Source organism: Streptomyces fradiae ATCC 10745 = DSM 40063 (genome assembly GCF_008704425.1).
Taxonomy (GTDB): Bacteria; Actinomycetota; Actinomycetes; order Streptomycetales; family Streptomycetaceae; genus Streptomyces; species Streptomyces fradiae.
In genome coordinates, this window is record NZ_CP023696.1 from 3312223 (window position 1) to 3335363 (window position 23141).

The 23141-nt window shown below is 73.0% G+C and carries 20 protein-coding genes and 2 tRNA genes; 9 read left to right on the forward strand and 13 right to left on the reverse strand.

Features of this window, described 5'->3' with window-relative positions; translation table 11 throughout:
- Positions 1 to 168 precede the first annotated feature (168 nt).
- The 4 genes from CP974_RS14660 to CP974_RS14675 form a co-directional block, all read right to left on the reverse strand.
- A complete protein-coding gene (locus CP974_RS14660; protein WP_031131863.1) occupies positions 169 to 513 on the reverse strand; it encodes a rhodanese-like domain-containing protein in 345 nt (114 codons plus the stop codon).
- A 5-nt stretch (positions 514 to 518) separates the two neighbouring features.
- Positions 519 to 1526 carry a hypothetical protein gene (locus CP974_RS14665; RefSeq protein WP_031131865.1) on the reverse strand — a complete coding sequence of 336 codons (1008 nt, stop codon included), beginning with the start codon at positions 1524 to 1526 and terminating at the stop codon, positions 519 to 521.
- 34 nt (positions 1527 to 1560) lie between these two features.
- Positions 1561 to 3033, reverse strand: coding sequence for a DUF2252 domain-containing protein (locus CP974_RS14670; protein WP_031131867.1), 1473 nt, complete (start codon positions 3031 to 3033; stop codon positions 1561 to 1563).
- 373 nt (positions 3034 to 3406) lie between these two features.
- Positions 3407 to 3493 (reverse strand) — tRNA-Leu (locus CP974_RS14675).
- Positions 3494 to 4250: 757 nt separating this feature from the next.
- Between CP974_RS14675 and CP974_RS14680 the strand changes: the two genes are divergently transcribed.
- From CP974_RS14680 to pknB, 6 genes are all read left to right on the forward strand, one after another.
- Positions 4251 to 5123 (forward strand): FHA domain-containing protein, encoded by an 873-nt coding sequence (locus CP974_RS14680; RefSeq protein WP_031134840.1) that lies wholly within the window; start codon positions 4251 to 4253, stop codon positions 5121 to 5123.
- 10 nt (positions 5124 to 5133) lie between these two features.
- Complete coding sequence (locus CP974_RS14685) at positions 5134 to 5628, forward strand: FHA domain-containing protein FhaB/FipA (RefSeq protein ID WP_031134842.1); 495 nt, start codon at positions 5134 to 5136, stop codon at positions 5626 to 5628.
- 132 nt (positions 5629 to 5760) lie between these two features.
- Positions 5761 to 7251, forward strand: coding sequence for a Stp1/IreP family PP2C-type Ser/Thr phosphatase (locus tag CP974_RS14690; protein ID WP_031134844.1), 1491 nt, complete (start codon positions 5761 to 5763; stop codon positions 7249 to 7251).
- A 28-nt stretch (positions 7252 to 7279) separates the two neighbouring features.
- Positions 7280 to 8722: an FtsW/RodA/SpoVE family cell cycle protein gene (locus CP974_RS14695; RefSeq protein ID WP_031134846.1), complete on the forward strand. Its 1443-nt coding sequence runs from the start codon at positions 7280 to 7282 to the stop codon at positions 8720 to 8722.
- A complete protein-coding gene (locus tag CP974_RS14700) occupies positions 8719 to 10179 on the forward strand; it encodes a peptidoglycan D,D-transpeptidase FtsI family protein (RefSeq protein WP_031134848.1) in 1461 nt (486 codons plus the stop codon). Before CP974_RS14695 ends, CP974_RS14700 begins: the two co-directional genes overlap by 4 nt.
- 145 nt (positions 10180 to 10324) lie before the next feature.
- A complete protein-coding gene (pknB, locus tag CP974_RS14705; protein WP_031134849.1) occupies positions 10325 to 12373 on the forward strand; it encodes a Stk1 family PASTA domain-containing Ser/Thr kinase in 2049 nt (682 codons plus the stop codon).
- Positions 12374 to 12708: 335 nt separating this feature from the next.
- Here pknB and CP974_RS14710 read toward each other — a convergent pair whose 3' ends face one another.
- The 4 genes from CP974_RS14710 to CP974_RS14725 form a co-directional block, all read right to left on the reverse strand.
- Positions 12709 to 13383 carry a class E sortase gene (locus CP974_RS14710; protein ID WP_031134670.1) on the reverse strand — a complete coding sequence of 225 codons (675 nt, stop codon included), beginning with the start codon at positions 13381 to 13383 and terminating at the stop codon, positions 12709 to 12711.
- Positions 13384 to 13406: 23 nt separating this feature from the next.
- Positions 13407 to 14891, reverse strand: a complete 1485-nt coding sequence (locus CP974_RS14715; protein ID WP_031134671.1) for a class E sortase — start codon at positions 14889 to 14891, stop codon at positions 13407 to 13409.
- Positions 14888 to 15526, reverse strand: a complete 639-nt coding sequence (locus CP974_RS14720; RefSeq protein ID WP_031134673.1) for an aminodeoxychorismate/anthranilate synthase component II — start codon at positions 15524 to 15526, stop codon at positions 14888 to 14890. Before CP974_RS14720 ends, CP974_RS14715 begins: the two co-directional genes overlap by 4 nt.
- A gap of 270 nt (positions 15527 to 15796) precedes the next feature.
- The gene (locus CP974_RS14725; RefSeq protein WP_031134677.1) at positions 15797 to 16564 is read right to left on the reverse strand and encodes a DUF881 domain-containing protein; all 768 of its coding nucleotides are present in this window, start codon (positions 16562 to 16564) and stop codon (positions 15797 to 15799) included.
- A 144-nt stretch (positions 16565 to 16708) separates the two neighbouring features.
- On the opposite strand from CP974_RS14725, the gene crgA reads away from it, so the two are divergent.
- Complete coding sequence (gene crgA, locus CP974_RS14730) at positions 16709 to 16966, forward strand: cell division protein CrgA (RefSeq protein ID WP_023587669.1); 258 nt, start codon at positions 16709 to 16711, stop codon at positions 16964 to 16966.
- A gap of 291 nt (positions 16967 to 17257) precedes the next feature.
- On the opposite strand, the gene CP974_RS14735 is transcribed toward crgA, so the two are convergent.
- On the reverse strand, positions 17258 to 18136 hold the full coding sequence (locus CP974_RS14735) for a rhomboid family intramembrane serine protease (RefSeq protein ID WP_031134679.1): 879 nt from the start codon (positions 18134 to 18136) through the stop codon (positions 17258 to 17260).
- Between the two features lie 107 nt (positions 18137 to 18243).
- Complete coding sequence (locus tag CP974_RS14740) at positions 18244 to 18771, reverse strand: peptidylprolyl isomerase (protein ID WP_031134681.1); 528 nt, start codon at positions 18769 to 18771, stop codon at positions 18244 to 18246.
- A 194-nt stretch (positions 18772 to 18965) separates the two neighbouring features.
- On the opposite strand from CP974_RS14740, the gene CP974_RS14745 reads away from it, so the two are divergent.
- Positions 18966 to 19652: a DUF5324 family protein gene (locus CP974_RS14745; RefSeq protein WP_031134683.1), complete on the forward strand. Its 687-nt coding sequence runs from the start codon at positions 18966 to 18968 to the stop codon at positions 19650 to 19652.
- 85 nt (positions 19653 to 19737) lie between these two features.
- On the opposite strand, the gene CP974_RS29630 is transcribed toward CP974_RS14745, so the two are convergent.
- The 3 genes from CP974_RS29630 to CP974_RS14760 form a co-directional block, all read right to left on the reverse strand.
- The gene (locus CP974_RS29630) at positions 19738 to 20304 is read right to left on the reverse strand and encodes a DUF6344 domain-containing protein (RefSeq protein WP_051839823.1); all 567 of its coding nucleotides are present in this window, start codon (positions 20302 to 20304) and stop codon (positions 19738 to 19740) included.
- 340 nt (positions 20305 to 20644) lie between these two features.
- The gene (locus CP974_RS14755) at positions 20645 to 21739 is read right to left on the reverse strand and encodes a baeRF3 domain-containing protein (RefSeq protein WP_031134687.1); all 1095 of its coding nucleotides are present in this window, start codon (positions 21737 to 21739) and stop codon (positions 20645 to 20647) included.
- A 605-nt stretch (positions 21740 to 22344) separates the two neighbouring features.
- Positions 22345 to 22417 (reverse strand) — tRNA-Ala (locus CP974_RS14760).
- A gap of 149 nt (positions 22418 to 22566) precedes the next feature.
- Between CP974_RS14760 and CP974_RS14765 the strand changes: the two genes are divergently transcribed.
- Positions 22567 to 23115, forward strand: a complete 549-nt coding sequence (locus CP974_RS14765; RefSeq protein ID WP_031137156.1) for a transcriptional regulator — start codon at positions 22567 to 22569, stop codon at positions 23113 to 23115.
- Positions 23116 to 23141: the final 26 nt, after the last annotated feature.

Consider the following 23141-nt stretch of genomic DNA (forward strand, 5'->3'; position numbering starts at 1 on the left):
AAGCGCCGGGAGCCGTTCCCTATCCGGTACTGGAAGCGCCGGGAGACCGTCCCTCCAGGTACCCGACGCGCCGAGGCCCGAGCCCTCCGGGCACCGGCGTTCCGCACCCCTCAAGGCCCGTCGCAGGACCCCGGAGCGGGGCCCGGCAGGAGCCCTGCCGGGCGTCGCTCAGGCGACGGCCGCGGGGCCTCCGTGCTCGCTGACCATGGGACGGCCGGCGCTCTCCCAGGCGAGCATGCCGCCGTCCACGTTCACCGCGTCGATGCCCTGCTGCACCAGGTACTGGGTGACCTGCGCGGACCGGCCGCCGACCCGGCACATCACATAGGCGCGCCGCCCGTCGGCCACCGCCTCCGTCACCTCGCCGAACCGGGCGACGAAGTCGCTCATCGGCACGTGCAGGGCGCCCTCGACGTGCCCGGCGGCCCACTCGTCGTCCTCACGCACATCCAGGACCAGGGCGTCCCCCGGTACGGAGGCGGCGTCCACGGTGGGCAGCGTTGCGAAGTTCATCGGGGTCATTCCCTTTCCTGGGGCGGGTACGGGGACGCCGTCAGCGAAGCCAGCTCCGCCTCGCGCTCGGACGTCCGGGCCAGCAGCTGCTCGGCGACCTCGTCGAGGAGGCGGTCCGGGTCGTCGGGCGCCATGCGCAGCATCGCACCGATCGCGCTGTCCTCCAGCTCCCGCGCGACGGCCGTCAGCATGTCCTTGCGCTGGGCCAGCCACTCCAGGCGCGCGTACAGCTCGTCGGCCGCCCCGAGCGCGGGCTCGGCGGGCGCGGGCCCGGCCTCCCACTCCTCGGAGAGCTGCCGCAGCCGCGCCTCGTCACCGCGGGCGTAGGCGGCGTTGACGCGGGTGAGGAAGTCCTCGCGCCGCTGCCGCTCCGCCTCCTCCGCGGTGAGGTCCGGATGGGCCTTGCGCACCAGCTCCCGGTACAGCTTGCGCGCCTCGTCGCTCGGCCGTACCCGGCGCGGTGCCTGCACCGGCTGCTCGTTCAGCATGGCCGCCGCCTCCGGCGACAGGCCGTCGGAGTCGATCCAGTCGTGGAAGAGCTCGTCCACCCCCGGCATCGGCATCACCAGGGCGCGGGCCTCCCGCGCCAGGCGCAGGTCCTCCGGGTCACCGGTGTGCGCGGCACGGGCCTCGGCGATCAGCGCGTCCAGCTCGTCGAGACGGGCGTACATCGGGCCGAGCCGCTGATGGTGCAGGCGGGAGAAGTTCTCCACCTCGACGCGGAAGGTCTCCACCGCGATCTCGAACTCGATCAGCGCCTGCTCGGCCGCCCGGACGGCACGCGCCAGCCGCGCCTCAGGCGCCTCAGCCCCCTCCCCGGCCCCGTCGTCACCGGCCGCACCGGAAGGGCCGGAAGGGCCCTCCGCGGCCGTCTCCGTGCCGGTCGCCCCCGCGGGGTCGCCGGGCGCCCCGCCGGCCTCGGGCGCGGCGGGTCGCGGGAGCCGCTCGGCAGCGGGCGTGGCGGCGGCCTCGTCCGCGGAGGCGCCGGTCAGGTCGTCGCTCGGGATCGTCACACGACCAGACTACGGGCGACCGGCACCCCTCCCGTCACACTCCCAGCTCGGCGGCGACCCGCCCGGACCGCACGGCCGCGACCAGATCGGCGTGGTCGGCCTCGGTACGGTCCGCGTACGCCACGGCAAACGCGGCGACGGCGGCGTCGAAGGCGTCGCTCTTGCCGCAGTACGCCGCCACCACCCGCGGATCGGCGCTGTGCGCGTGCGCCCGCGCCAGCAGGGCGCCGGTCATCCGCCCGTAGTCGTCCACCTGGTCCGCCGGCAGCACCGCCGGGTCGACGCTGCCCTTCCGGTTGCGGAACTGCCGCACCTGGTACGGCCGCCCCTCCACCGTCGTCCAGCCCAGCAGGCTGTCGCTGACGACCTGCATCCGCTTCTGGCCCAGCACGACGCGGCGTCCCTCGTGCCCGGCGTCCTCGGCGTCGAACCCGGCTTCCGGCAGGTACGGCAGGAGCACCGAGGGTCGCGCCTCCTTCACCTGGAGCACCAGCGGCTCGCCCCGGTGGTCCAGGAGCAGCACCACGTACGACCGGGTGCCCACGCTCCCCGTGCCGACGACCCGGAACGCCACGTCCTGGATGGCGTACCGGGCGAGCAGCGGCAGCCGGTCCGGCGGCAGCGTCGCCAGGTACGGGCCCAGCGCCGAGGCGACGGCGGCGGCCTCGGCGTCGGACACGCGCGACAGCACGGGCGGGGCGTCCACGAACCGCCGCGAGCCGTTCTCGCACAGCTCCGTCGCCTTCGCGGCGAAGCGGGCGCTCGTGTTCCGCCGGGCCTTCTCCGACACCCGCTCCAGCGTGCCGAGCAGGTCCCGCGCGTCCGTGTGCGAGACGAGCTCCTCGTCGGCGATCGCGTTCCACGCGTCCAGCACCGGCATCCGCGCCAGCAGCCGCATGGTCCGCCGGTAGGCGCCCACGGCGTCGTAGGCGGCCGCGCGGCACACGTCCTCGTCCGCCCCGGTCTCCCGCCCGGCCAGCACCAGGGAGGTCGCCAGCCGCTTGACGTCCCACTCCCAGGGGCCGAAGACGGTCTCGTCGAAGTCGTTCAGGTCGATGACCAGCCGGCCGCTCGCGTCCCCGTACAGGCCGAAGTTGGCCGCGTGGGCGTCCCCGCATATCTGCGCGCCCACGCCCGTCACCGGCGTGCCCGCCAGGTCGTGCGCCATCAGCCCGGCGGCCCCGCGCAGGAACGCGAACGGCGTCGCCGCCATGCGGCCCACCCGTATCGGCGCCAGTGCGGGCACCCGGCCCCTGCTGGACTCCTCCACGGCGCGCACCGCGTCCGGGCGCCCGGCGCGCAGCGCCACCATGTCGTGGGAGGCGCGCGGCACCCGCTCGCGCAGCGCCTTGCCGTGCGCCTTGGGCCCCCCGGCGCCGCCGGGTCCGGACGACACCGCGGGGTGCCGTGCGAAGCCCGGCACCACCGGGATCCGCACCCCGGCCGGCACCGGACCGCCACCCTCACCCGTACGCTGCGCGGGCACCGCGGCCCGGAACTCGTCCATACGCCCCCCATCACACGATCTCGACCAGATGTGCGACGACCGTACCCTTCCGCCCCCCACCCGTCTCCCCCTGTGGACGACCGCCACGGCCCCGCCGCACCACGCGTGCCGGAGCTCCGTCGGTACCGGGGCGTCATGGCCGGAACGCCCAACGCCCCCGCGCCTGCGGGCTGCTGGACCGGGCGGCGGCCGTCCCGCCGGGAGCCGGACGACGAACACGTCGGCCGCGTCAGGCACGTGAGGCGTACCGGGGCAACCGAGGAAGGTCGAGAAAGCGGAGAAGACGCTCGGCGGAAGACCACCCACGGGTCGGCCACTCCACGAGAAAGGGCCCCCACCTGGACTTCCGTCCTGGTGGAGACCCTGTCTCCTGTGGTGCGCGAGGGGGGAGTTGAACCCCCACGCCCTTGCGGGCACTGGAACCTGAATCCAGCGCGTCTGCCTATTCCGCCACCCGCGCATTTGGGTGTTGCCACCTCGGGCCCCACCTTCTCGGTGCGACCGCCTGGCGACATCAGAAGATTAGCACGTCGCGGGGGGTGGGTTCACATCCGTTGTTTCGGGGGCCCTCCGGGCGAACAAGGGACGGGGAGGGACACCCCCGAGACACCTCCGACCGCCCCAGGCCCCCGACCGCCCCGCCCACCCCCACCGAGCAGCCCCGCACCGCGCACCCCGCACACCCCACACGCCCCGTGCACATCACCGAAGTGGCACCGGATCGCCGGAACCCCCGCGCACCCGGGCACGGGGAAAGGGCCCGCGGCCACGACGGCAGAGGAACACAGGGACACAGGGACACAGGGGCACAGGGGCACAGGGGCACAGGGGCACGAGAGGACAGGAGATGCACGCACGTGGACGGAAGGGCCGCCGAAGGGAGATCGACGGAAGCACCGCGATGTCACCGGGGAGGCCCCGGGGGAGCACCAGGACCGCTCGGGAGGCATCGCGCCGCGGGGCAGCGGGCATGGACCGGCACGGAACGCACGCCGCGGCCCCGCTCGCCCGGGCCGCGACCCCCGGCCGCCGCCCCCACTCGCCCCGGCCGTGCCCCGAGTGCGGGACACTGTCCACAGGGCGCCTCTACGATCCGTACGGGAGATGTGAGAGGTGACACTTATCCACAGGGCAGAGAAGGGGAACCAGCCGATTTCCCGACGCGTGGATACGATCAGTAAGCAGTACCAGGACGGCAACGACGGAGGAGGTGCCCCATGGGAGTCCTGAAGCGGTTCGAGCAGCGTCTCGAAGGCCTGGTCAACGGCACCTTCGCCAAGGTCTTCAAGTCCGAGGTCCAGCCTGTCGAGATCGCCGGGGCCCTCCAGCGGGAGTGCGACAACAACGCGACGATCTGGAACCGCGAGCGGACCGTCGTCCCCAACGACTTCATCGTCGAGCTGAGCGCACCCGACTACGAGCGCCTCAGCCCGTACTCGGGCCAGCTCGGCGACGAGTTGGCCGGCCTGGTGCGGGACTACGCCAAGCAGCAGCGGTACACCTTCATGGGTCCCATCAAGGTCCACCTGGAGAAGGCCGAGGACCTCGACACCGGCCTGTACCGGGTCCGCAGCCGCACGCTCGCCTCCAGTTCCTCGCAGTCGGCCCAGCCCGTCGACGGCGCCCCGCCGGCCGGCCCGCCGCACGGAGCGGGCGGCCGCCCCGGAGGGTACGGGTACCCCCCGGCCGGCGCCCCGCCCATGCCCGCCGCCCCGCCGCCGGGCGGCGCCCCCGGCGCGCACCGCGCGGGTGCGGGCCCCGCCGCGCACCGCCCGCCGGGCGCCTCCGGCCACATGCCGGGCGCCGGCCAGGTGCGGCGCTGGATCGAGATCAACGGCACGCGCCACCAGATCTCCCGCCCCACCCTCGTGCTGGGCCGCAGCACCGACGCCGACGTGCGGATCGACGACCCCGGCGTATCGCGCCGCCACTGCGAGATCCGGACCGGAACGCCCTCGACGATCCAGGATCTCGGGTCTACCAACGGCATCGTGGTGGACGGGCAGCACACCACCCGCGCTACGCTCCGCGACGGCTCGCGGATCGTCGTGGGCAGCACCACCATCGTTTACCGGCAAGCCGAAGGGTGAAGCGGGGGCAATGTCAGAGCTGACCCTCACGGTCATGCGGTTGGGTTTCCTCGCCGTACTGTGGCTGTTCGTCATCGTGGCCGTCCAGGTCATCCGCAGCGACCTGTTCGGCACGCGGGTCACGCAGCGCGGTTCGCGCCGCGAGGGCGGGCGTGCCCAGCAGGGCGGCCGACAGGCGGCGGCACCGCCGCAGCAGCGCCAGCGCCGCGGCGCCCCGACCAAGCTGGTCGTGTCCGAGGGGACGCTGACCGGCACCACGGTCGCGCTCCAGGGGCAGACCATCACCCTGGGCCGGGCCCACGACTCGACCATCGTGCTGGACGACGACTACGCCTCCAGCAGGCATGCCAGGATCTACCCGGACCGTGACGGCCAGTGGATCGTCGAGGATCTCGGGTCCACGAACGGCACCTATCTCGACCGGACCCGACTCACCACCCCGACCCCGATTCCGCTGGGCGCGCCGATCCGCATCGGCAAGACCGTCATCGAGCTGCGGAAGTAGTACGACAATGAGCGAGCGGAGCGAGCGAGCCGCAGCGGTCCCAGGGGACCGGGGAGGGCTCCCGACCGGAGGGTGGGCAGTGTGGCTCGAGACCGGCTTTACCCCGGGGCAGAGTCGACGGGGCAGGTGCGCATGAGCCTGTCACTGCGCTTCGCCGCCGGGTCGCACAAAGGGATGATCCGCGAGGGCAACGAGGACTCCGGATACGCCGGCCCCCGCCTGCTCGCGATCGCCGACGGCATGGGCGGCCAGGCCGCGGGCGAGGTCGCGTCCTCCGAGGTCATCTCCGCGCTCGTCACGCTCGACGACGACGTCCCCGGCTCCGACATCCTCACCTCGCTCGGCACGGCGGTGCAGCGCGCCAACGACCAGCTCCGGATGATGGTCGAGGAGGACCCCCAGCTCGAGGGCATGGGGACCACCCTGACCGCGCTGCTGTGGACCGGCCAGCGGCTCGGCCTCGTCCACGTCGGCGACTCCCGCGCGTACCTCCTGCGCGACGGCGTCCTCACTCAGATCACCCAGGACCACACCTGGGTCCAGCGGCTGGTCGACGAGGGCCGGATCACCGAGGAGGAGGCCACCACCCACCCGCAGCGCTCCCTGCTGATGCGCGCGCTCGGCAGCGGCGACCACGTCGAGCCGGACCTGTCGATCCGCGAGGTCCGCGCCGGCGACCGGTACCTGATCTGCTCCGACGGCCTGTCCGGCGTGGTCTCCCACCAGACGATGGAGGAGACGCTCGCCGCCTACCAGGAGCCGCAGCAGACCGTGCAGGAGCTGATCCAGCTCGCCCTGCGCGGCGGCGGCCCCGACAACATCACGGTGATCGTCGCGGATGTCCTCGACGTCGACGGCGGCGACGGTCCGGCCGGGCGGCTCAGCGACACCCCGGTCGTCGTGGGCGCGGTGGCCGAGAGCCAGCCGCTGCTCAACGACGGCGGTGCCATGCAGACCCCGGCGGGCCGCGCGTCCGGCCTGGGCCGCTCCGGGCAGCCCCCGGCGGGCGGCTTCGGCCCGCCCGGCAGCGGCGACGACCTCGGCTACGGCGGCATGCCCCCCGAGGACGGCGGCTACGGCACGTACAGCGAGCGGGACCTCAGAAAGCCGCGCGGCGCCGGGCGCAGATGGTTCAAGCGGATCTTCTTCACCCTGCTGGTGCTCGCCCTCGTCGGCGCCGGCGCGTACGGCGGCTGGCGCTGGACGCAGACCCAGTACTTCGTCGGGGCGAACGACGGCCATGTCGCGCTGTACCGCGGCATCAGCCAGGACCTGGCCTGGGTCTCGCTGTCGAAGGTCGAGAAGGACCACCCCGACATCGAACTCAAGTACCTCCCCTCCTACCAGCAGAGGCAGGTCGAGGAGACCATCGCCGGCAGCAGCCTCGCCAAGGCGGAGGCCAAGATCAGGGAGCTGGGCGCCCAGGCGACCGCCTGCCGCAAGCAGGAGGAGGCCCGCGCGGCCGCCGCCGCCCGCCCGTCGGCGCCGCCCAGCGAGGAGCAGGCGGGCGGCACCGCCGGCTCCACCAAGCCCAAGCCCACGCCCACCACAGCCGTTCCCTCCCCGGGCCCCACCCTCACGGAGGACGAGAAGAGGCTGGCCTCGAACTGCGGCAAGCAGTAAGCACCCGTAGGGGGGCCTTTCCACCACCATGAGCGTTGTCACCAACACGACCACGATCGGCGCGATCGACGCGCCGAGCCGCCGCAACACCGAGCTGATGCTGCTCGGGTTCGCCGTGGCGATCCCGGTCTTCGCGTATCTGAACGTGGGCCTCGCCCTCGACGGCGAGATCCCGGCGGGCATGCTCGGCTACGGCCTGGGCCTCGCCCTCCTCGCGGGCATCGCGCACCTGCTGGTGCGCCGGTTCGCCAAGTACGCCGACCCGCTGCTGCTGCCGCTGGCGACGCTGCTGAACGGCCTGGGCCTGGTGCTGATCTGGCGCCTGGACCAGTCGCCGCGGCTGATCGCCGACTCGATGCGCCGCTACGGCACCCACAGCGGCGACGCCCCGCAGCAGCTGATGTACTCCGCGATCGGCGTGGCCCTGTTCCTGCTGGTGCTGGTGTTCCTCAAGGACCACCGCGTGCTCCAGCGCTACACGTACATCTCCATGGTCGTGGCGATCGTGCTGCTGCTGCTGCCGCTCGTTCCGGGGCTCGGCGCGGACGTCTTCGGCGCCAAGATCTGGATCCGGGTCGGCCCGTTCTCCATCCAGCCCGGTGAGTTCGCCAAGATCGTCCTGGCGGTGTTCTTCGCCGGGTACCTGATGGTCAAGCGCGACGCGCTCGCCCTGGCCAGCCGCCGCTTCATGGGCCTCTACCTGCCCCGCGGGCGGGACCTCGGCCCGATCCTCACCATCTGGGCGCTGAGCCTCGCCATCCTGGTCCTGGAGAACGACCTCGGCACCTCGCTGCTGTTCTTCGGCATGTTCGTCATCCTGCTCTACGTGGCGACGGAGCGGACGAGCTGGATCGTCATGGGCCTGCTGATGGCCGTCGGCGGCGCGGTGGCGGTCGGCTCCTTCGCCACGCACGTGCAGTCCCGTGTGGCCGCCTGGCTCGACCCGTTCGAGTGCCTGAAGACGGCTCCCCCGGACACCAACATGGCGTGGGCCTGCGACCAGATGACCCAGGTCCTCATGTCGTTCGGCTCCGGCGGCACGGTCGGCACCGGCCTCGGGCAGGGCAACTCCGACCTGATCAACTTCGCCGTCAACTCCGACTTCATCTTCGCCACCGTCGGCGAGGAGCTCGGGCTGGCCGGCGCCATGGCCTTCATCCTCGTGTACGGCCTGATCGTCGAGCGCGGCCTGCGCACGGCCCTCGCGGCGCGCGACCCCTTCGGCAAGCTGCTCGCGTGCGGTCTGTCCGGGGCCTTCGCGCTCCAGGTCTTCGTCGTCGCCGGCGGTGTGATGGGCCTCATCCCGCTGACCGGTATGACGATGCCGTTCCTCGCGTACGGCGGTTCGTCGGTGATCGCCAACTGGGCCCTGATCGCCATCCTGCTGCGGATCAGCGACACCGCGCGCCGCCCGGCGCCCGCCCCCGCCCCCAGCCCCGACGCCGAGATGACCCAGGTGGTCCGCCCGTGAACAAGCCCCTGCGCCATATCGCGATCTTCTGCGGCCTGCTCGTCTTCGCCCTGCTCCTGAGGGACAACTGGCTGCAGTTCGTCCGCGCCGACGAGCTGAACACCCACGAGCGCAACAGGCGCGTGACGATCGAGCGGTACGCCTCCGTCCGCGGCGACATCATCGTGGACGGCAAGCCGATCACCGGCTCCGTCGACTCGAAGGACCCGCTGTACCAGTACAAGCGGACCTACGTCGACGGCCCCATGTGGGCCCCGGTCACCGGGTACGCCTCCCAGGCGTACGGCTCGAACCAGCTCGAGAAGCTCAACGACTCGATACTCACCGGCAACGACGACCGGCTGTTCTTCGACCGCACGCTCTCGATGTTCACCGGCGAGCAGAAGAAGGGCGGCGACGTCGTCACCACCCTCAACGGCGCCGCGCAGAAGGCCGCCTTCGAGGGCCTCGGCAAGAAGAAGGGCGCCGTCGCGGCGATCGACCCGCAGACCGGCAGGATCCTCGCACTGGCCTCCACCCCCTCGTACGACCCGAGCAGCTTCGCCGGCTACTCCGGCAAGGACGAGAAGGCCTGGGTCGCGCTGGAGAAGGACAAGGACAAGCCGAAGCTGAACCGCGCGCTGCGCGAGATCTACCCGCCCGGCTCCACGTTCAAGGTCGTCACCGCCGCCGCCGCCCTCGAGAACGGCGTCATCAAGGACATCAACGCGCCGACGGACACGCCGGAGCCGTACAAGCTCCCGCTGTCGACCGTGCCGATGAAGAACCACGCCGGCGGCTGCGAGAACGCCTCCCTGAACTACGCGATGGAGGTCTCCTGCAACTCCGTCTTCGCGAAGCTCGGTGACGAGGTCGGCCGCGACAAGATGGTCGAGATGGCGGAGAAGTTCGGCTTCAACAACCCGGAGGTCGACACCCCGGTCCGCGCCGCCGCCTCCGTCTACGACAAGAAGATGGACCGGGGCGGCAACGCCCTCTCGTCCATCGGCCAGTTCAACACCGCGACCACGCCGCTCCAGATGGCCATGGTCACCGCGGCCATCGCCAACGACGGCAAGCTGATGAAGCCGTACATGGTGGACCAGCTCGTCGCTCCGAACCTGGACGTCATCGAGAAGCACGAGCCGGAGGAGATGAGCCGCCCGATGTCGCCGGAGACGGCGCAGCTCGTCCAGAAGATGATGGAGAACGTCGTCGAGAAGGGCACCGGCTCCAAGGCCAAGATCCGCGACGTCACCGTCGGCGGCAAGACGGGTACGGCGCAGCACGGCGAGAAGAACAAGGCTCGCCCGTACGCGTGGTTCATCTCCTACGCCAAGACCGACAGCGGCTCCCCCGTCGCCGTCGCCGTGGTCGTCGAGGACTCCGACGCGACCCGCGACGACATCAGTGGTGGCGGCCTGGCCGCGCCCATCGCGCGCCAGGTCATGAAGGCGGTGCTGGACAGCCGCAAGTGACGGCGAAGCCTGTGTACCGGTCCCGTATCAGCTTCCGGTCCCGGCCGGATCGGCTCGCCCTGGCCGGTAGCCTTTGCGCGGACAGCACACCGCCGGACCAGACACACGGTTGCGGCCGGGACTGACGGAGAGGGCTGGAACAGTTATGGATGAGCCGCGTCGCCTCGGCGGCCGGTACGAGCTGGGCTCGGTGCTCGGCCGTGGTGGCATGGCCGAGGTCTACCTCGCCCACGACACCCGGCTCGGTCGCACCGTCGCCGTGAAGACGCTGCGGGCCGACCTGGCGCGCGACCCGTCCTTCCAGGCCCGGTTCCGCCGTGAGGCCCAGTCGGCCGCCTCGCTCAACCATCCGGCGATCGTCGCCGTGTACGACACCGGCGAGGACTACGTCGACGGCGTGTCCATCCCGTACATCGTCATGGAGTACGTCGACGGATCCACCCTGCGCGAGCTGCTGCACTCCGGGCGCAAGCTGCTGCCGGAGCGCACGCTGGAGATGACGGTCGGCATCCTCCAGGCCCTGGAGTACTCCCACCGCGCCGGCATCGTCCACCGCGACATCAAGCCGGCCAACGTCATGCTCACGCGCACCGGCCAGGTCAAGGTCATGGACTTCGGCATCGCCCGTGCGATGGGCGACGCCGGCATGACGATGACGCAGACGGCGGCGGTGATCGGCACCGCCCAGTACCTCTCCCCGGAGCAGGCGAAGGGCGAGACCGTCGACGCCCGCTCCGACCTGTACTCCACCGGCTGCCTGCTGTACGAGCTGCTGACCGTGCGGCCGCCGTTCGTCGGCGACTCCCCGGTCGCGGTCGCCTACCAGCACGTGCGGGAGGAGCCGCAGCCGCCGAGCGTCTACGACCCGGAGATCACGCCCGAGATGGACGCGATCGTCCTGAAGGCGCTGGTCAAGGACCCGGACTACCGCTACCAGTCGGCCGACGAGATGCGCGCCGACATCGAGGCGTGCCTCGACGGGCAGCCGGTCGCCGCCGCGGCCGCGATGGGCGCCATGGCCGCGCCCGGCGGCTACGGCTACCCGCACCCGAACCAGCAGACGGCCGCCCTGCACCACCCGGCCGACGCGGGCGCGCAGACCTCGATGCTGCCCCCGATGAACCCGGACGACGGCGGCTACGGCTACGACGACCGGGGCGCCGGCCGCCGCAGGCCGCCGCAGAAGAAGTCCAACCTGTCGACGATCCTGCTGGTCCTCGCGGGCGTCCTGGTCCTCGTGGGCGCCATCCTGATCGGCAAGACCGTCTTCGGCGGCGACGACACCCGGCTGGTGACCGTCCCCAGCCTCGTCGGCAAGACCTACGAGGAGGCGAAGTCGACGGCCGAGGGCTCCGGCGTCCGGATCGCCGAGAAGGGGCGGGAGCACTGCGACCAGCCCAAGGGCGCGGTCTGCCGCCAGGACCCCGCCGCCGACGGCACGAGCCAGATGGACGAGAACGGCGAGATCGGCGTCTGGATCTCCGAGGGCGCCGAGAAGGTGAAGGTGCCGACCGTCCTGGAGCAGTCGAAGGAGCTGGCGACGACCACCCTCGAGAAGGAGGAGTTCAAGGTCGAGGTCGTCACCGAGGAGTCCGACAAGCCCGAGGGCACCGTCATCAAGCAGGACCCGGAGGGCGGCTCCGAGCAGGAGAAGGGCGCCAAGGTCACGATCACCGTCGCGGTGAAGGGCAAGGTGCCCGTCCCGAGGGTCGTCGACAGCCAGTTCGACAACGCGAAGGCGCAGCTGGAGACCTTGAAGTTCCAGGTGGTGCGTGAGGACGTGGACTCCGAAGCGCCGGCCGGGCAGGTCCTCGACCAGAACCCGAAGGCCGACGAGCGGGTCGCCAAGGGCTCGACCGTGACGCTGAAGGTGTCGAAGGGCCCGCAGCAGCAGAAGGTCGACGTGCCCCAGGTCACCGGCCTGATGCTGGGCCAGGCCAAGCAGGTGCTGGCGCAGCGCGGCCTCCAGGTGAGCATCGCCGAGGGGCCGGACAACGACATGGTGTTCGTCGTCGACCAGGACCCGAAGCCCGGTAAGAAGGTCGACCCGAACACCCCGGTGACCGTCAAGACCCGCGCGCTCGGCGGGGGCGGCAACGGCAACCCCGGCGGCAACGACGGCGGGAACGAGGACGACGACAACTCCGGCTGGTTCGGTGGCGTGACGGGCACGGCCCTGCGCTCGCGCCCCTAGCCGCCCTTCGCGGCCCTCGGAAGGCCCGGCATCTCCTCGGAGGCGCCGGGCCTTCCGCGTGCCCGGGCGGGGCCGTTCCGGGGGAGAGTGCGGGCTCTGGGTCCTTCGGCCGGACCGGGCCCTGCGCGGAGCCGGACGGGCCGGGTGGGCCGCGCCGGGCCCTGGGCGGAGCCGGACGGGCCGTGTGGGCCGCGCCGGGCCCTGGGCGGAGCCGGACGGGCCGGGTGGGCCGGGCCGGGGGCGGGCGGGGCGCGCCGGGCGCGGGGCTTCGCGGCGGGGCATGGCCCGGCCCCCCAGGGCCCGGGGGGCACGGCGGCCGTCGGCAGGGGGCGGCGTCAGCCCAGTTCGGCGGGCCTGGTGCGGGCGTGGTCGACCTTCTCCGTCCGCACCAGCTCGCCCCAGACGATGTAGCGGTAGTCCGAGGTCAGGATCGGGGTGCAGGTCGTCAGGGTGATGTAGCGGCCCGGCTTGGTCTTGCCGGACTCCTTCGGCACGGGCTGGAGCACGTCCACGTTGAAGCGGGAGGTCTTGGGCAGGGTCTCGTAGACCTTGTAGACGTACCAGGTGTCCTTCGTCTCGAAGACGATCGGGTCGCCGACCTTCAGCTTGTGGATGTCGTGGAACTTCGCGCCGTGGCCGTCGCGGTGCGCGGCGAGCGAGAAGTTGCCCGTGCCGTCCTGCGGGAGGGCCGACTTGACGGGGTCCGTGTAGTACCCGGCGACGCCGTGGTTGAGGACCTCCGGGCCGGTGCCCTCCTTGACCAGGACCTCGTCGCCCATCGCGGGGACGTGGAGGAAGCCCAGGCCGCCCTTGGTGTCGAGGGCTCCGGGGCCCGTGTCGGTCCAGCTCTGGCGCACCGCGTCGCCCTGCTCGCCGGCCACGCGGTCCGCCAGGACGTTCGTCCACCACAGCGAGTAGACGACGAACAGCCCCATCAGCACGCCCGCTGTGATCAGCAGTTCGCCGAAGACACTGATGACGCCGGCGATCCGGCTGCGCGCACGTGCCACTACATCTGTCCCGTCTTGAGGTGTCAGCCCGCGAGCGCGTCCGGTACGCCCTTGCTGCGCGGCCGTTCTTCGACCATCTTGCCCCACACGATCATGCGGTACGTACTGGTGAACTCGGGGGTGCAGGTGGTCAGCGTGAGGTACCGGCCCGGCTCGGTGAACCCGGAGCCGTCCGGGATCGGCTTGAGCACCGAGACGTTGGACGGCGGGGTCTGCGGCAGGATGCTGGCCATCTCGTACGTGTAGTACGCCTCGCGGGTCTCCACCACGATGGGGTCGCCGGGCTTCAGCCGGTTGATGTACCGGAACGGTTCGCCGTGGGTGTTGCGGTGGCCCGCGACCGCGAAGTTGCCCTGCTTGTCGGAGGGCATGGCGGTCTTGAGGGCGCCCTCCGCGTAGTGGCCGGCCATGCCCTTGTCGAGGACCTTCTCCTTGTCGATGCCCTCGGCGACGGGCACGACGACGTCGAGCTTGGGGATGTGGATGATCGCGAAGCCCTCACCGGCCTCGAAGACGCCCGGCGTCCGGTCGGTGCCGCCCTTGGCCCAGTCCTCCGCGATCCGGCTCTTGGCCTTGTCGACCTCCATGCCCGCCTGCACGTTCGTCCACCAGAGCTGGTAGGCGACGAAGAGGAGCATGACCACGCCGAAGGTGATGAACAGCTCGCCCATGACGCGGCTGGCGATGACGCCGAAGCCGTCCTTGGCTGCGCGGGCGGCGCGGCGGGCCTCCACGCGGGAGAGGGGCGCCCCGGAGGGCGAGGCCGCGGAGGCGGGACTGGCGGAGGCGGCGGGAGAGGCCGGGCCCTTCCGCCGGCCGCCGCGGCCCTTCGCCGCGCGGCGCCGCTCCGCGCGGCCCCCGGTCGGCGGCGCACCGGCGTGCCGTGACGGTACGGGGCCGGACCGCGGGTCGTCCTCCGGCAGTCGGCCGGGGCCCGCGTCCGCCGCGGCGGGGTCCGGGCCCGCCGGGTCAGGACGCGGGCTCGACGGGCCGGGGCGCGGGTCCGGCCCGATGGTCGGGAGCACCGCCGTCGCGGAGACGTCGGCGGGCGGCGTCGCGGAGGCGTCCGGGGGCCGGGCGCCCACCGGCGCCCCGGCGGGGGTGTACGGCTGCTCGTAGGGCTCCGCGTAGCCCTGGCGGGCCGCGTACGGGTCGGGGCCGGCCGGGTAGGACCCCGCGGGGTCGTACGGCTGGGGCGGGGCGTGGGACGCGTACGGGTCCTGCGTGACGCCGTCGGCGCCGTAGGCCGGGTGCGCAGAGCCGGTGGCCGGCGGGTAGGCCGGGTCGGTGGGCGCCGGGCCGGTGGACGTCGGGTCGGTGGGCGGCGGGTAGGCCGGGTCGGTGGGCGCCGGGTACGGCTGCTGCGGCCACCCGTGCGGGGCGCCCGCGGCTCCGGGCACGGGCTCCTGGCCCGCCGGGGTGCCCGCCGCCCGGAACCAGGGCGAGCCCTCCGGGCCGTGCCCGTCCCCGCTCCCGGCCGCGTCGTGCTCCGGGCGCGCGGCGGTCACGCGACGGCCTTGCCCACCACCGGCGCGAGGCCCACGGAGCGGCCGACCGCACCGGTGTCACCGCACCGCTCCAGCCAGTTGGCGAGCATCAGGTGGCCGTGCTCGGTCAGCACCGACTCCGGGTGGAACTGCACGCCCTCCACGGCGTGCTCGCGGTGCCGGACGCCCATGATGATCCCGTCCTCGGTGCGGGCCGTGACCTCCAGCTCGTCCGGCAGCCGGGCCGGCTCGGCGGCCAGCGAGTGGTACCGCGTCGCCGTGAACGGCGAGGGCACGCCGGCGAACACGCCCTGTCCCTCGTGGACGACCGTGGACGTCTTGCCGTGCAGCAGCTCGGGCGCGCGGTCCACGACGCCGCCGTACGCCACCGCCATCGACTGCATGCCGAGGCAGACGCCGAAGACCGGGACACCCGTGGCGGCGCAGTGCCGGACCATGTCGACGCAGACCCCGGCCTCCTCGGGCGTACCCGGGCCCGGCGAGAGGAGGACGCCGTCGAAGCCGTCCTGGGCGTGGGCGAGCTCGACCTCGTCGTTGCGCACGACCTCGCACTCGGCGCCGAGCTGGTACAGGTACTGGACGAGGTTGAAGACGAAGCTGTCGTAGTTGTCGACGACGAGGATGCGCGCGCTCACTGACCGTCCACCGTCACATCGTTGAACGGAAGCAGAGGCTCCGCCCAGGGGAACACGTACTGGAAGAGGAGGAAGACGACGCCGAGGGCGAGCACGAGCGAGATCAGTCCCCGCACCCATGCGTTGCCCGGGAGATGCCGCCAGATCCAGCCGTACATGACGTCCGCCGTCCCTTCCTTCGATACCGCACCAGACTACGGGGCGATCCCCACCCGGTGGGGCCCCTGTGGAAAACCGGGACGTGCCCCCGGAGGACCGGGACGCCGCGCGCTAGGCGGCCGGTTGCGCGTAGCGCAGGTCGACGGTGCCCGTGTAGCCGGGCAGGGTCGTCGCGCCGCGCTCCTCGACCTTCCAGCCCAGGCCGTACGCCTTCACGTAGAGCTGGTAGTTCTGGAGGGCGGGGGAGTCGGCGAGGGCCTTGCGGAGCTTCCCGGTGTCCCCCACGGCCGTGACCTTGTAGGGCGGGGAGTAGACGCGGCCCTGGAGGATCAGGGTGTTGCCGACGCAGCGCACCGCGCTGGTGGAGATCAGCCGCTGGTCCATGACCTGGATGCCCTCGGCGCCGCCCCGCCAGAGGGCGTTGACGACGGCCTGGAGGTCCTGCTGGTGGATGACCAGGTCGTTGGCCTGGGGCTCGGGGTAGCCGGGGGCGGCGCGCGCGTCCGGCGGGGCGTCGTCGAGGGTGACGGTGAGCCCGCCGCCGGAGACCTCCGTGGTGCCCGCCGTCTTCTCCAGCGCGCCGAGCCGGGCGTCCTCGGCCTCACTGGAGCCGTCGTCGCGGCGGGCGAGGGCGTCGACCTCGGCGCGCACGGCCGCGGTGGACCGCTCCAGCTCGGCGTTCTTGTCGCTGCGGTCCCGGACGAGGTCCGAGAGCCGCAGCAGCGAGTCGTCCGTGCGGATGTTGGTGCCCTTGGCGGTGTTGAAGCTGGTGACGAAGATCAGGCCGGCCAGCGCGAAGACGGCAGCGGTCAGCAACCGGACCGGCCGCCAGGTACCGCGCCGGGCCGGCTCCGTGGGAGAGTCGGCGGAATTGCTCAACGTACCCTTATCTCCTCAGGCGTCCGGGAAGCACTACGCTAACGGACGCCCGGGCGGGGTAGCGGGCCACCTCGTACCCAGCCCGCGCCAGCACCAGTCACCGTTCCCGCGCGGTCACGCAGCGCATCGACAGGAGAGTCCCTCGTGCCGAAGTCACGTATCCGCAAGAAGGCCGACTTCACGCCGCCGCCCGCCGCGAAGCAGGCGACCGCCATCAAGCTGACCAACCGCAGCTGGGTCGCTCCGGTGATGCTGGCGCTGTTCGCCATCGGGCTGGCCTGGATCGTGGTCTTCTTCGTCACCGACGGCACGCTGCCCATGGAGTCCCTGAGGAACTGGAACGTCGCCGTCGGCTTCGGCTTCATCGCCGCCGGGTTCGCCGTCTCCACGCAGTGGAAGTAGCGGGCCGACCGGTCCCGGCGGTGCGGCGGGGATAGCGGAAGCCCCGTCGCCCCGTCAAGCCCTCGCAAGGGTTATCCACAGCGTTGTGCACAGCCGTGGAAAAGTTCAGACGATCTGTGGATAACTCGCATGCTGTTGACGCCGATGTGACTGCGCCGGCACCCCCGAGCCCACCTCGCCACCCCTCGCCGCTCGCCGAATCCCCAGCTCAGCACCGAGGGGCACAGGTGTTCCCGACCCTGTGCGGCCCGGCCGTCACAGCCTGTGGACAACTCTGGGGAAAGGTGCCGCTCAGGTGAGCGCGGCCGTCCTCATCACGGCCATCACCAGCGTCACGCCGAACACCAGCCCGCAGGCCCCCCACTGGAACAGCGCCCGCGTCGCTCGCGGGCCGCCGACCATGCCGTACGCGATGACGGCACCCGCCACCAGGCCGCCGAGGTGCGCCTCCCAGGCGATGGAGTCCCGGAAGACCACCGTGATGAGCACGTTCAGGGCGATCAGGCCCAGGACGGGGCGCATGTCGTACCGGAGTCGGCGGGCCAGCACGAACGTCGCGCCCATCAGGCCGAACACCGCGCCGGACGCGCCCAGCGAACCCTGGTTGGGCGCCGCGATCACATAGGTGAGGGCACTGCCCGCGAGTCCGGAGAGCAGGTAGAGCGCGAGGTACCGCACCCGGCCGAGCGCCGCCTCCAAGGGACCGCCCAGCACCCACAGGCCGAACATGTTGAACGCGATGTGCCACACCTCCTGGTGCAGGAACGCCGCCGTCAGCAGCCGGTACCACTCCCCGTCCGCCACGCCGACCACCCGGGCCAGCTCCGGGTCGAAGGCCAGCCCGATCATGACCAGCCGGTCGACCAGCCCGGAGACGAACAGCCCGGCCAGGAACACCGCCACGTTGATCCCGATCAGGACCTTGGTGACGAGCTGCTGGTCCCCCGAGGCGATGGCGCCGCCCGCGACGTTCCTCGGCCGGGACACCCCGGGGGCGTGCCCCGTGCCCGAACCGCCGCGCACGCAGTCGGGGCACTGGAAGCCGACCGACGCCCCGACCATGCAGTCCGGGCAGATCGGCCGCTCGCAGCGCGTGCAGCGGATACCGGTCTCCACGCCGGGGTGCCGGTAGCAGCTCGACAGCCCGTTCGGCGCCTGGTCCTGCTCCATGGGAAACCCCTCGTCGTCGTCGCGCGTACCAACGCCCCGTCCATCCTTACGGACGGACGGGGCGGAAAGGTTCCCCGGAGGAACCGGGGGTCGTCCTTCGGGTGACCTCAGCGGGTCTCGACGACGACGGACTCGATGACCACGTCGTTGACCGGGCGGTCCGTGCGCGGGTTGGTCTTCGTCCCGGCGATGGCGTCCACGACCTTCTTGCCGGACTCGCTCACGACCTCGCCGAAGATCGTGTGCTTGCCGGTCAGCCAGGAGGTCGGCGCGACGGTGATGAAGAACTGCGAGCCGTTGGTGCCCGGGCCGGCGTTGGCCATGGCCAGCAGGTACGGCTTGGTGAACGCCAGGTCGGGGTGGAACTCGTCCTTGAACTCGTACCCCGGACCGCCCGTGCCGTTGCCCAGCGGGTCGCCGCCCTGGATCATGAAGCCGCTGATCACGCGGTGGAACACCGTGCCGTCGTACAGCGGGGCGGTGGTCTTCTGGCCCGTCGCCGGGTTCGTCCACTCGCGCTCGCCCTTGGCGAGCTCGGTGAAGTTGCGGACCGTGACCGGCGCGTGGTCCGGGAAGAGCCGGACCTCGATGTCGCCGTGGTTCGTCTTCAGGGTGGCGTAAAGCTGCTCGGCCACGATGTGCCTTCCTTACGGTCTTCTCTTACACCGTCGATCCTCGCACGGAAGGCCGGGCGGGCGGCAAAGCGCGGGAGCGTCGCACGGGAATGCCCCGGATGCCCGCACCGCATGCCGAGCCGGAGGCACCGGGGCATGATTTCCAAAACGGCGGAAAGGTGGGGTATCGACCCGCCACCGAGGAGGAGGATCCCGTGACCCGCATGGACAGCGTGCGCGCCGCCACCGATTCGGCCAAGGAGAGCGTGCTGCACGCCGCGGACGTGGTGGCGCCCTACGCCGGCGCGGCCAGGGAGCACGCCGCGCTCTACGCGCGCGAGGCGCGCGTCAAGATGGCGCCGAAGGTCTCCAAGGCCACACGGCAGGCTCGCGTCGGCTACGACGTGTACGTCGCCCCGCACGTGCCGCCGAAGGTCGACGCCGCCGCGCAGCGCGCCTACTGCGAGACCCGCAGGGCGGCGCGGCAGGCCGTCTCCTACACGGCCCCCCGGCTGGAACAGGCGATGGCCGCCGCCGGCCCCGCCCGCGAGGAGGCCGCGTCCCGCTCGGCGGCGGCCCTCGCGGCGCTGCGGGGCCAGGTGACGGCCGAGGAAATCAAGAAGCTGGTGAAGCGGCACGAGCGCCGCGCCCGCAACCGGCAGGCCCTGCGGACCCTGGCCCTCGTGGGCGCGGTCGTCGGCGGCGCCGTCGCGGTGTGGAGGTGGTGGGACCGGCAGGCCAACCCGGACTGGCTGGTCGAGCCGCCCACGGAGCTGGCCGAGGGCGCCACGCTCACGTCCGTCGACGGCAGCGGTCCGATGTCGGCCCGGACCGGGAGCGGGTCGGAGACGCTCGGAGCGGAGAGCCCGGAGAAGCCGGAGAACGGCGACGAACCGCGCTGAGACAGACGGGCGGTCGGGTCGCGATCGCCCGGATGGCGGCCGGGCGCCGGCGGTGAGGCGGGGCGCCTCTCCGCACGCGGGTTCGTCAGCAGGCAGCAGGGGCGGCGGGCGTCCAGGGCCCGGCCGCCGCTCCGGCGTGCACGGGGCGTACGCCCGCTTCGGCGCCCGCGCCGCCGGCGGCGGCGCTCTCCGGCCTCACCGGACCGCTCGCCGCCTCGCTCGTCCGGTCGGCCGCCGGGTGGCCGGCCGCCGGGTCCGCCGGGTCCGCCGGGTGGCCGGCCGCCAGGGCAGCGGCGGCGGACAGACGGCGTACGGCGGGGGAGGCGCCGTGGGCCTCGGCACGGATGCGCTGCTTGATCGTCGGCGGCAGGGCCCGGTCCCGCTCCACTCGCCGGGCTCGACCGGCCACGGCCCCCTTCCCGCGTCCGGCCCCGAGTCCGTCCCGCGCCGGTGCGCGGACCGCGGCTCCGGCGGCGCGCTGCGCCGGAAGGGCGAGCGCCTCGGCGGAAGCCGTGAGGACGGCCGGGGAGGCGGACCCGCCCCACCGGCCCGCGACGGACGCGACGGGCGCCGCCGCGCGGAGCGAGGCGAGAAGCTCGCAGAAGAAGGAAACGATCGCGGTCCAGAACTGCTTGACCCTGTCGGCGGCCATGGCCCCTCGCTTTCCCATCGCGTTGCGGATCGGGCGATCTACATACCTTTCTCATGATGTGTACGCATCTCGGCATGCCAGGGAGCGACGCCCTCAGCGCGCAGATCTTCCGATGAACACCACCCGTACGGCCCACCCGAGTGGCGCTCCCGCCCGGAGTGGGTCCGCGGACGTGCGCCGCACGGTCGGCAGGCGGCAGGCGCGCCAGAGCCCTCCCGGCCGCGTCGGGAGGGCTCTGGCGCGGTTGCGGCCCCGGCCCCGGCCCCGCGAGGAGACCGACGGGCAAGTTGCGCGCGCGAAGCGGGCAGGTCCGTTGGCGGACGTGCCGCCCGGCGCGGGGTCAGAACCGGAGCACGGCGGCGATGCGGCCCGCGTCCGCGAGGGTGTCGTCCGGTACGAAGCGCACCTCGGCGCCGTTCTCCAGGGCCCTCTCGACGATCTCGTCGACGATGTCGTCCCGCGCGCCGGACGCACCGGGGTCCGCCGGCTCCAGGTGATCGCCGCGGTCCCGCACGACGGCGCGGTGGTGCTCCTCCACGGCGAGCAGCCCGATACGGCCCTCGCCGGCCGCCCGCCACACCTCGTCGAGGCCTCCGGCGTACTCGTGCCGCCCCCGCGCCGCCTCCAGCTCCGCGGAGACGGTCGTGGCCAGCGCCTCGTCCCGCGCGCCGCGCACGGGGCCGACGGCTTCGCGCACGGCCTCCGCCGGCCCCCTGGCGAGCCCGCCGTGCCGGACCGTCAGGGTGCCCTGGGGCAGGGGCCCGGTCTCCTCCAGCAGGGCGAGCGCGGGGGCGTCGCCGAACACGGTCAGCGGCCTCGGCGCGGCGTCGAGGACCGTCCGCAGGGCGCCGTGCACCGCGCGGAAGAAGGCACGCGTGTCCTCGTCCCGGTAGCTGCTGGCGAGATCGCCGACGCGCTGCTCGCGCTCCGCGTCGGGGACCTCCAGGCTGCGCGTCAGCGGGAACCCGCCCCCCGTGTACTCCACGGCCCGCTCGGGCCCGGCGCTCCACAGGGACACGTGGTCGGCGGCCAGGGCCATCGCCCACTGCGGCTGCTCGGCGGCGTGGGCCGCGACGAGGTTGCGCGTGAGGAAGGTGTCGGAGACGACCACCCGTTCCGGCACGGTGCGGGCGAGGGACCACGCCTGGTGCTCCCCCGGCGCCGCGTAGAGCACCAGCCCGTCCTCGGCGTACGCCAGGTCGAACTCGGCGACGGCCCGCTCCAGCTGCTCCAGCACGTCGGCGCGCCGTTCCCGCGTGATCGCCGGGTCGTCCTGGAGCGCCCTCTCCGCCCTGGCCACGAGCGTGCGCAGCCGCACCGGGTCCTGGGCGTTGTCCGGCTGCCGGCGGTGGGTCGGCATCGTCAGGGACAGCGCGGGGTACGGGCGCGGCCGTCTGAGCTCGGCGAGCACCTCGGTGCTGAGTACGGGATGCATGAGGAGCCTTTCGTGTGGGGGCGCGGACACGGCCGGCCCGTCCCGCGGGGCCTTCCCCGCCCCGGTCCCGCGGGCGGGGCGGCGCACCCGGGGCCGGTCGGCCGGGTACGCGGCGGCCCCGGCCGCGAGCGGCGGGCAGGGCGCCCTCCCCCCGGCCCGTGCGACCACGGGGGCCGCGGGCACTCCGGGCGAGCCGGGGCCGCGGTGGCCGGGAGCAGCGGCACGGGCGGAGGGCGCCGTGTCCGCCTCCCCGGCGACGGGCGCGGGACGCACCGCTGTCCACGATTCGGCACGCGCGCCCGCCCCGCACCTTTTCGCCCGCCGGTCGGGCGGACGCGGTGCCCGCCCACGCCCACGCGTGTCCCGTACCGCGTCCCGCCCACCCCGGCCGACCGCGTCCCCGGCGTTCCGCTCCGGCCCGCGGATGCCCCCTCAGCCCGCTGGCCGGGCCATGGAGCCGGGGGCCGGGCGACCGGGGGCCGGGCGACTGGGGGCGGGGCCGGGGCCGGGGGCGGGGCCGGCCGGGGGCGGGGCCCGGCCGGCCGCGGACGTACGCGAGAACCCCTCCGACCTGGTTCTCGCAGGTGGGAGGGGTTCTCGGGAAGTGGAGCCTAGGGGAGTCGAACCCCTGACATCTGCCATGCAAAGACAGCGCTCTACCAACTGAGCTAAGGCCCCGTGGACCGCCGGGTCGCGGTGGTCGCAGACCAGAGTACCGGGTGGCGGGGGGTGCGCCGCAAAAAGATTGGGGCTCCCCGTCGGCAACCGCCCTCCGTAAGATGCTCCGCGAGGTTCGCAGCAGCGAACCGAAGCGATGGGGAGACGCCATGGATGCTGCACAGCAGGAAGCGACCGCCAGAGCCAGAGAGCTCCAGCGCAGCTGGTACGGCGAACCGCTGGGGGCCCTCTTCCGCCGGCTGATCGACGACCTGGGCCTCAACCAGGCACGTCTCGCCGCCATACTCGGGCTGTCCGCCCCCATGCTGTCGCAGCTGATGAGCGGTCAGCGGGCGAAGATCGGCAACCCGGCCGTCGTGCAGCGCGTCCAGGCCCTCCAGGAGCTCGCCGGGCAGGTCGCCGACGGCAGCGTCAGCGCGGTCGAGGCGGCGGACCGCATGGAGGAGATCAAGAAGTCCCAGGGCGGTTCGGTCCTGACGGCCTCCGGCCAGTCCCCCGTCGGCTCGGGCGCGCCCACCGTGCGCCGCGTCGTACGGGAGATCCAGTCGCTGCTGCGCTCGGTCGCGGCGGCCGGCGACATCATCGACGCCGCCGACTCCCTGGCACCCGCCCACCCCGAACTCGCCGAGTTCCTGCGGGTGTACGGGGCCGGGCGCACCGCCGAGGCGGTCGCCCACTACGAGTCCCACCAGAGCTGACGGCAGCGGCAGGGGGAGCGGTACAG

Excerpts from the sequence above, each read along its gene's own strand:
- CP974_RS14660 (WP_031131863.1), bottom strand. The coding sequence starts at position 513 with ATGAACTTCGCAACGCTGCCCACCGTGGACGCCGCCTCCGTACCGGGG.
- CP974_RS14670 (WP_031131867.1), bottom strand. The coding sequence starts at position 3,033 with ATGGACGAGTTCCGGGCCGCGGTGCCCGCGCAGCGTACGGGTGAGGGT.
- CP974_RS14680 (WP_031134840.1), top strand. The coding sequence starts at position 4,251 with ATGGGAGTCCTGAAGCGGTTCGAGCAGCGTCTCGAAGGCCTGGTCAAC.
- CP974_RS14685 (WP_031134842.1), top strand. The coding sequence starts at position 5,134 with ATGTCAGAGCTGACCCTCACGGTCATGCGGTTGGGTTTCCTCGCCGTA.
- CP974_RS14690 (WP_031134844.1), top strand. The coding sequence starts at position 5,761 with ATGAGCCTGTCACTGCGCTTCGCCGCCGGGTCGCACAAAGGGATGATC.
- CP974_RS14695 (WP_031134846.1), top strand. The coding sequence starts at position 7,280 with ATGAGCGTTGTCACCAACACGACCACGATCGGCGCGATCGACGCGCCG.
- pknB (WP_031134849.1), top strand. The coding sequence starts at position 10,325 with ATGGATGAGCCGCGTCGCCTCGGCGGCCGGTACGAGCTGGGCTCGGTG.
- CP974_RS14735 (WP_031134679.1), bottom strand. The coding sequence starts at position 18,136 with ATGGAGCAGGACCAGGCGCCGAACGGGCTGTCGAGCTGCTACCGGCAC.
- CP974_RS29630 (WP_051839823.1), bottom strand. The coding sequence starts at position 20,304 with ATGGCCGCCGACAGGGTCAAGCAGTTCTGGACCGCGATCGTTTCCTTC.
- CP974_RS14755 (WP_031134687.1), bottom strand. The coding sequence starts at position 21,739 with ATGCATCCCGTACTCAGCACCGAGGTGCTCGCCGAGCTCAGACGGCCG.
- CP974_RS14765 (WP_031137156.1), top strand. The coding sequence starts at position 22,567 with ATGGATGCTGCACAGCAGGAAGCGACCGCCAGAGCCAGAGAGCTCCAG.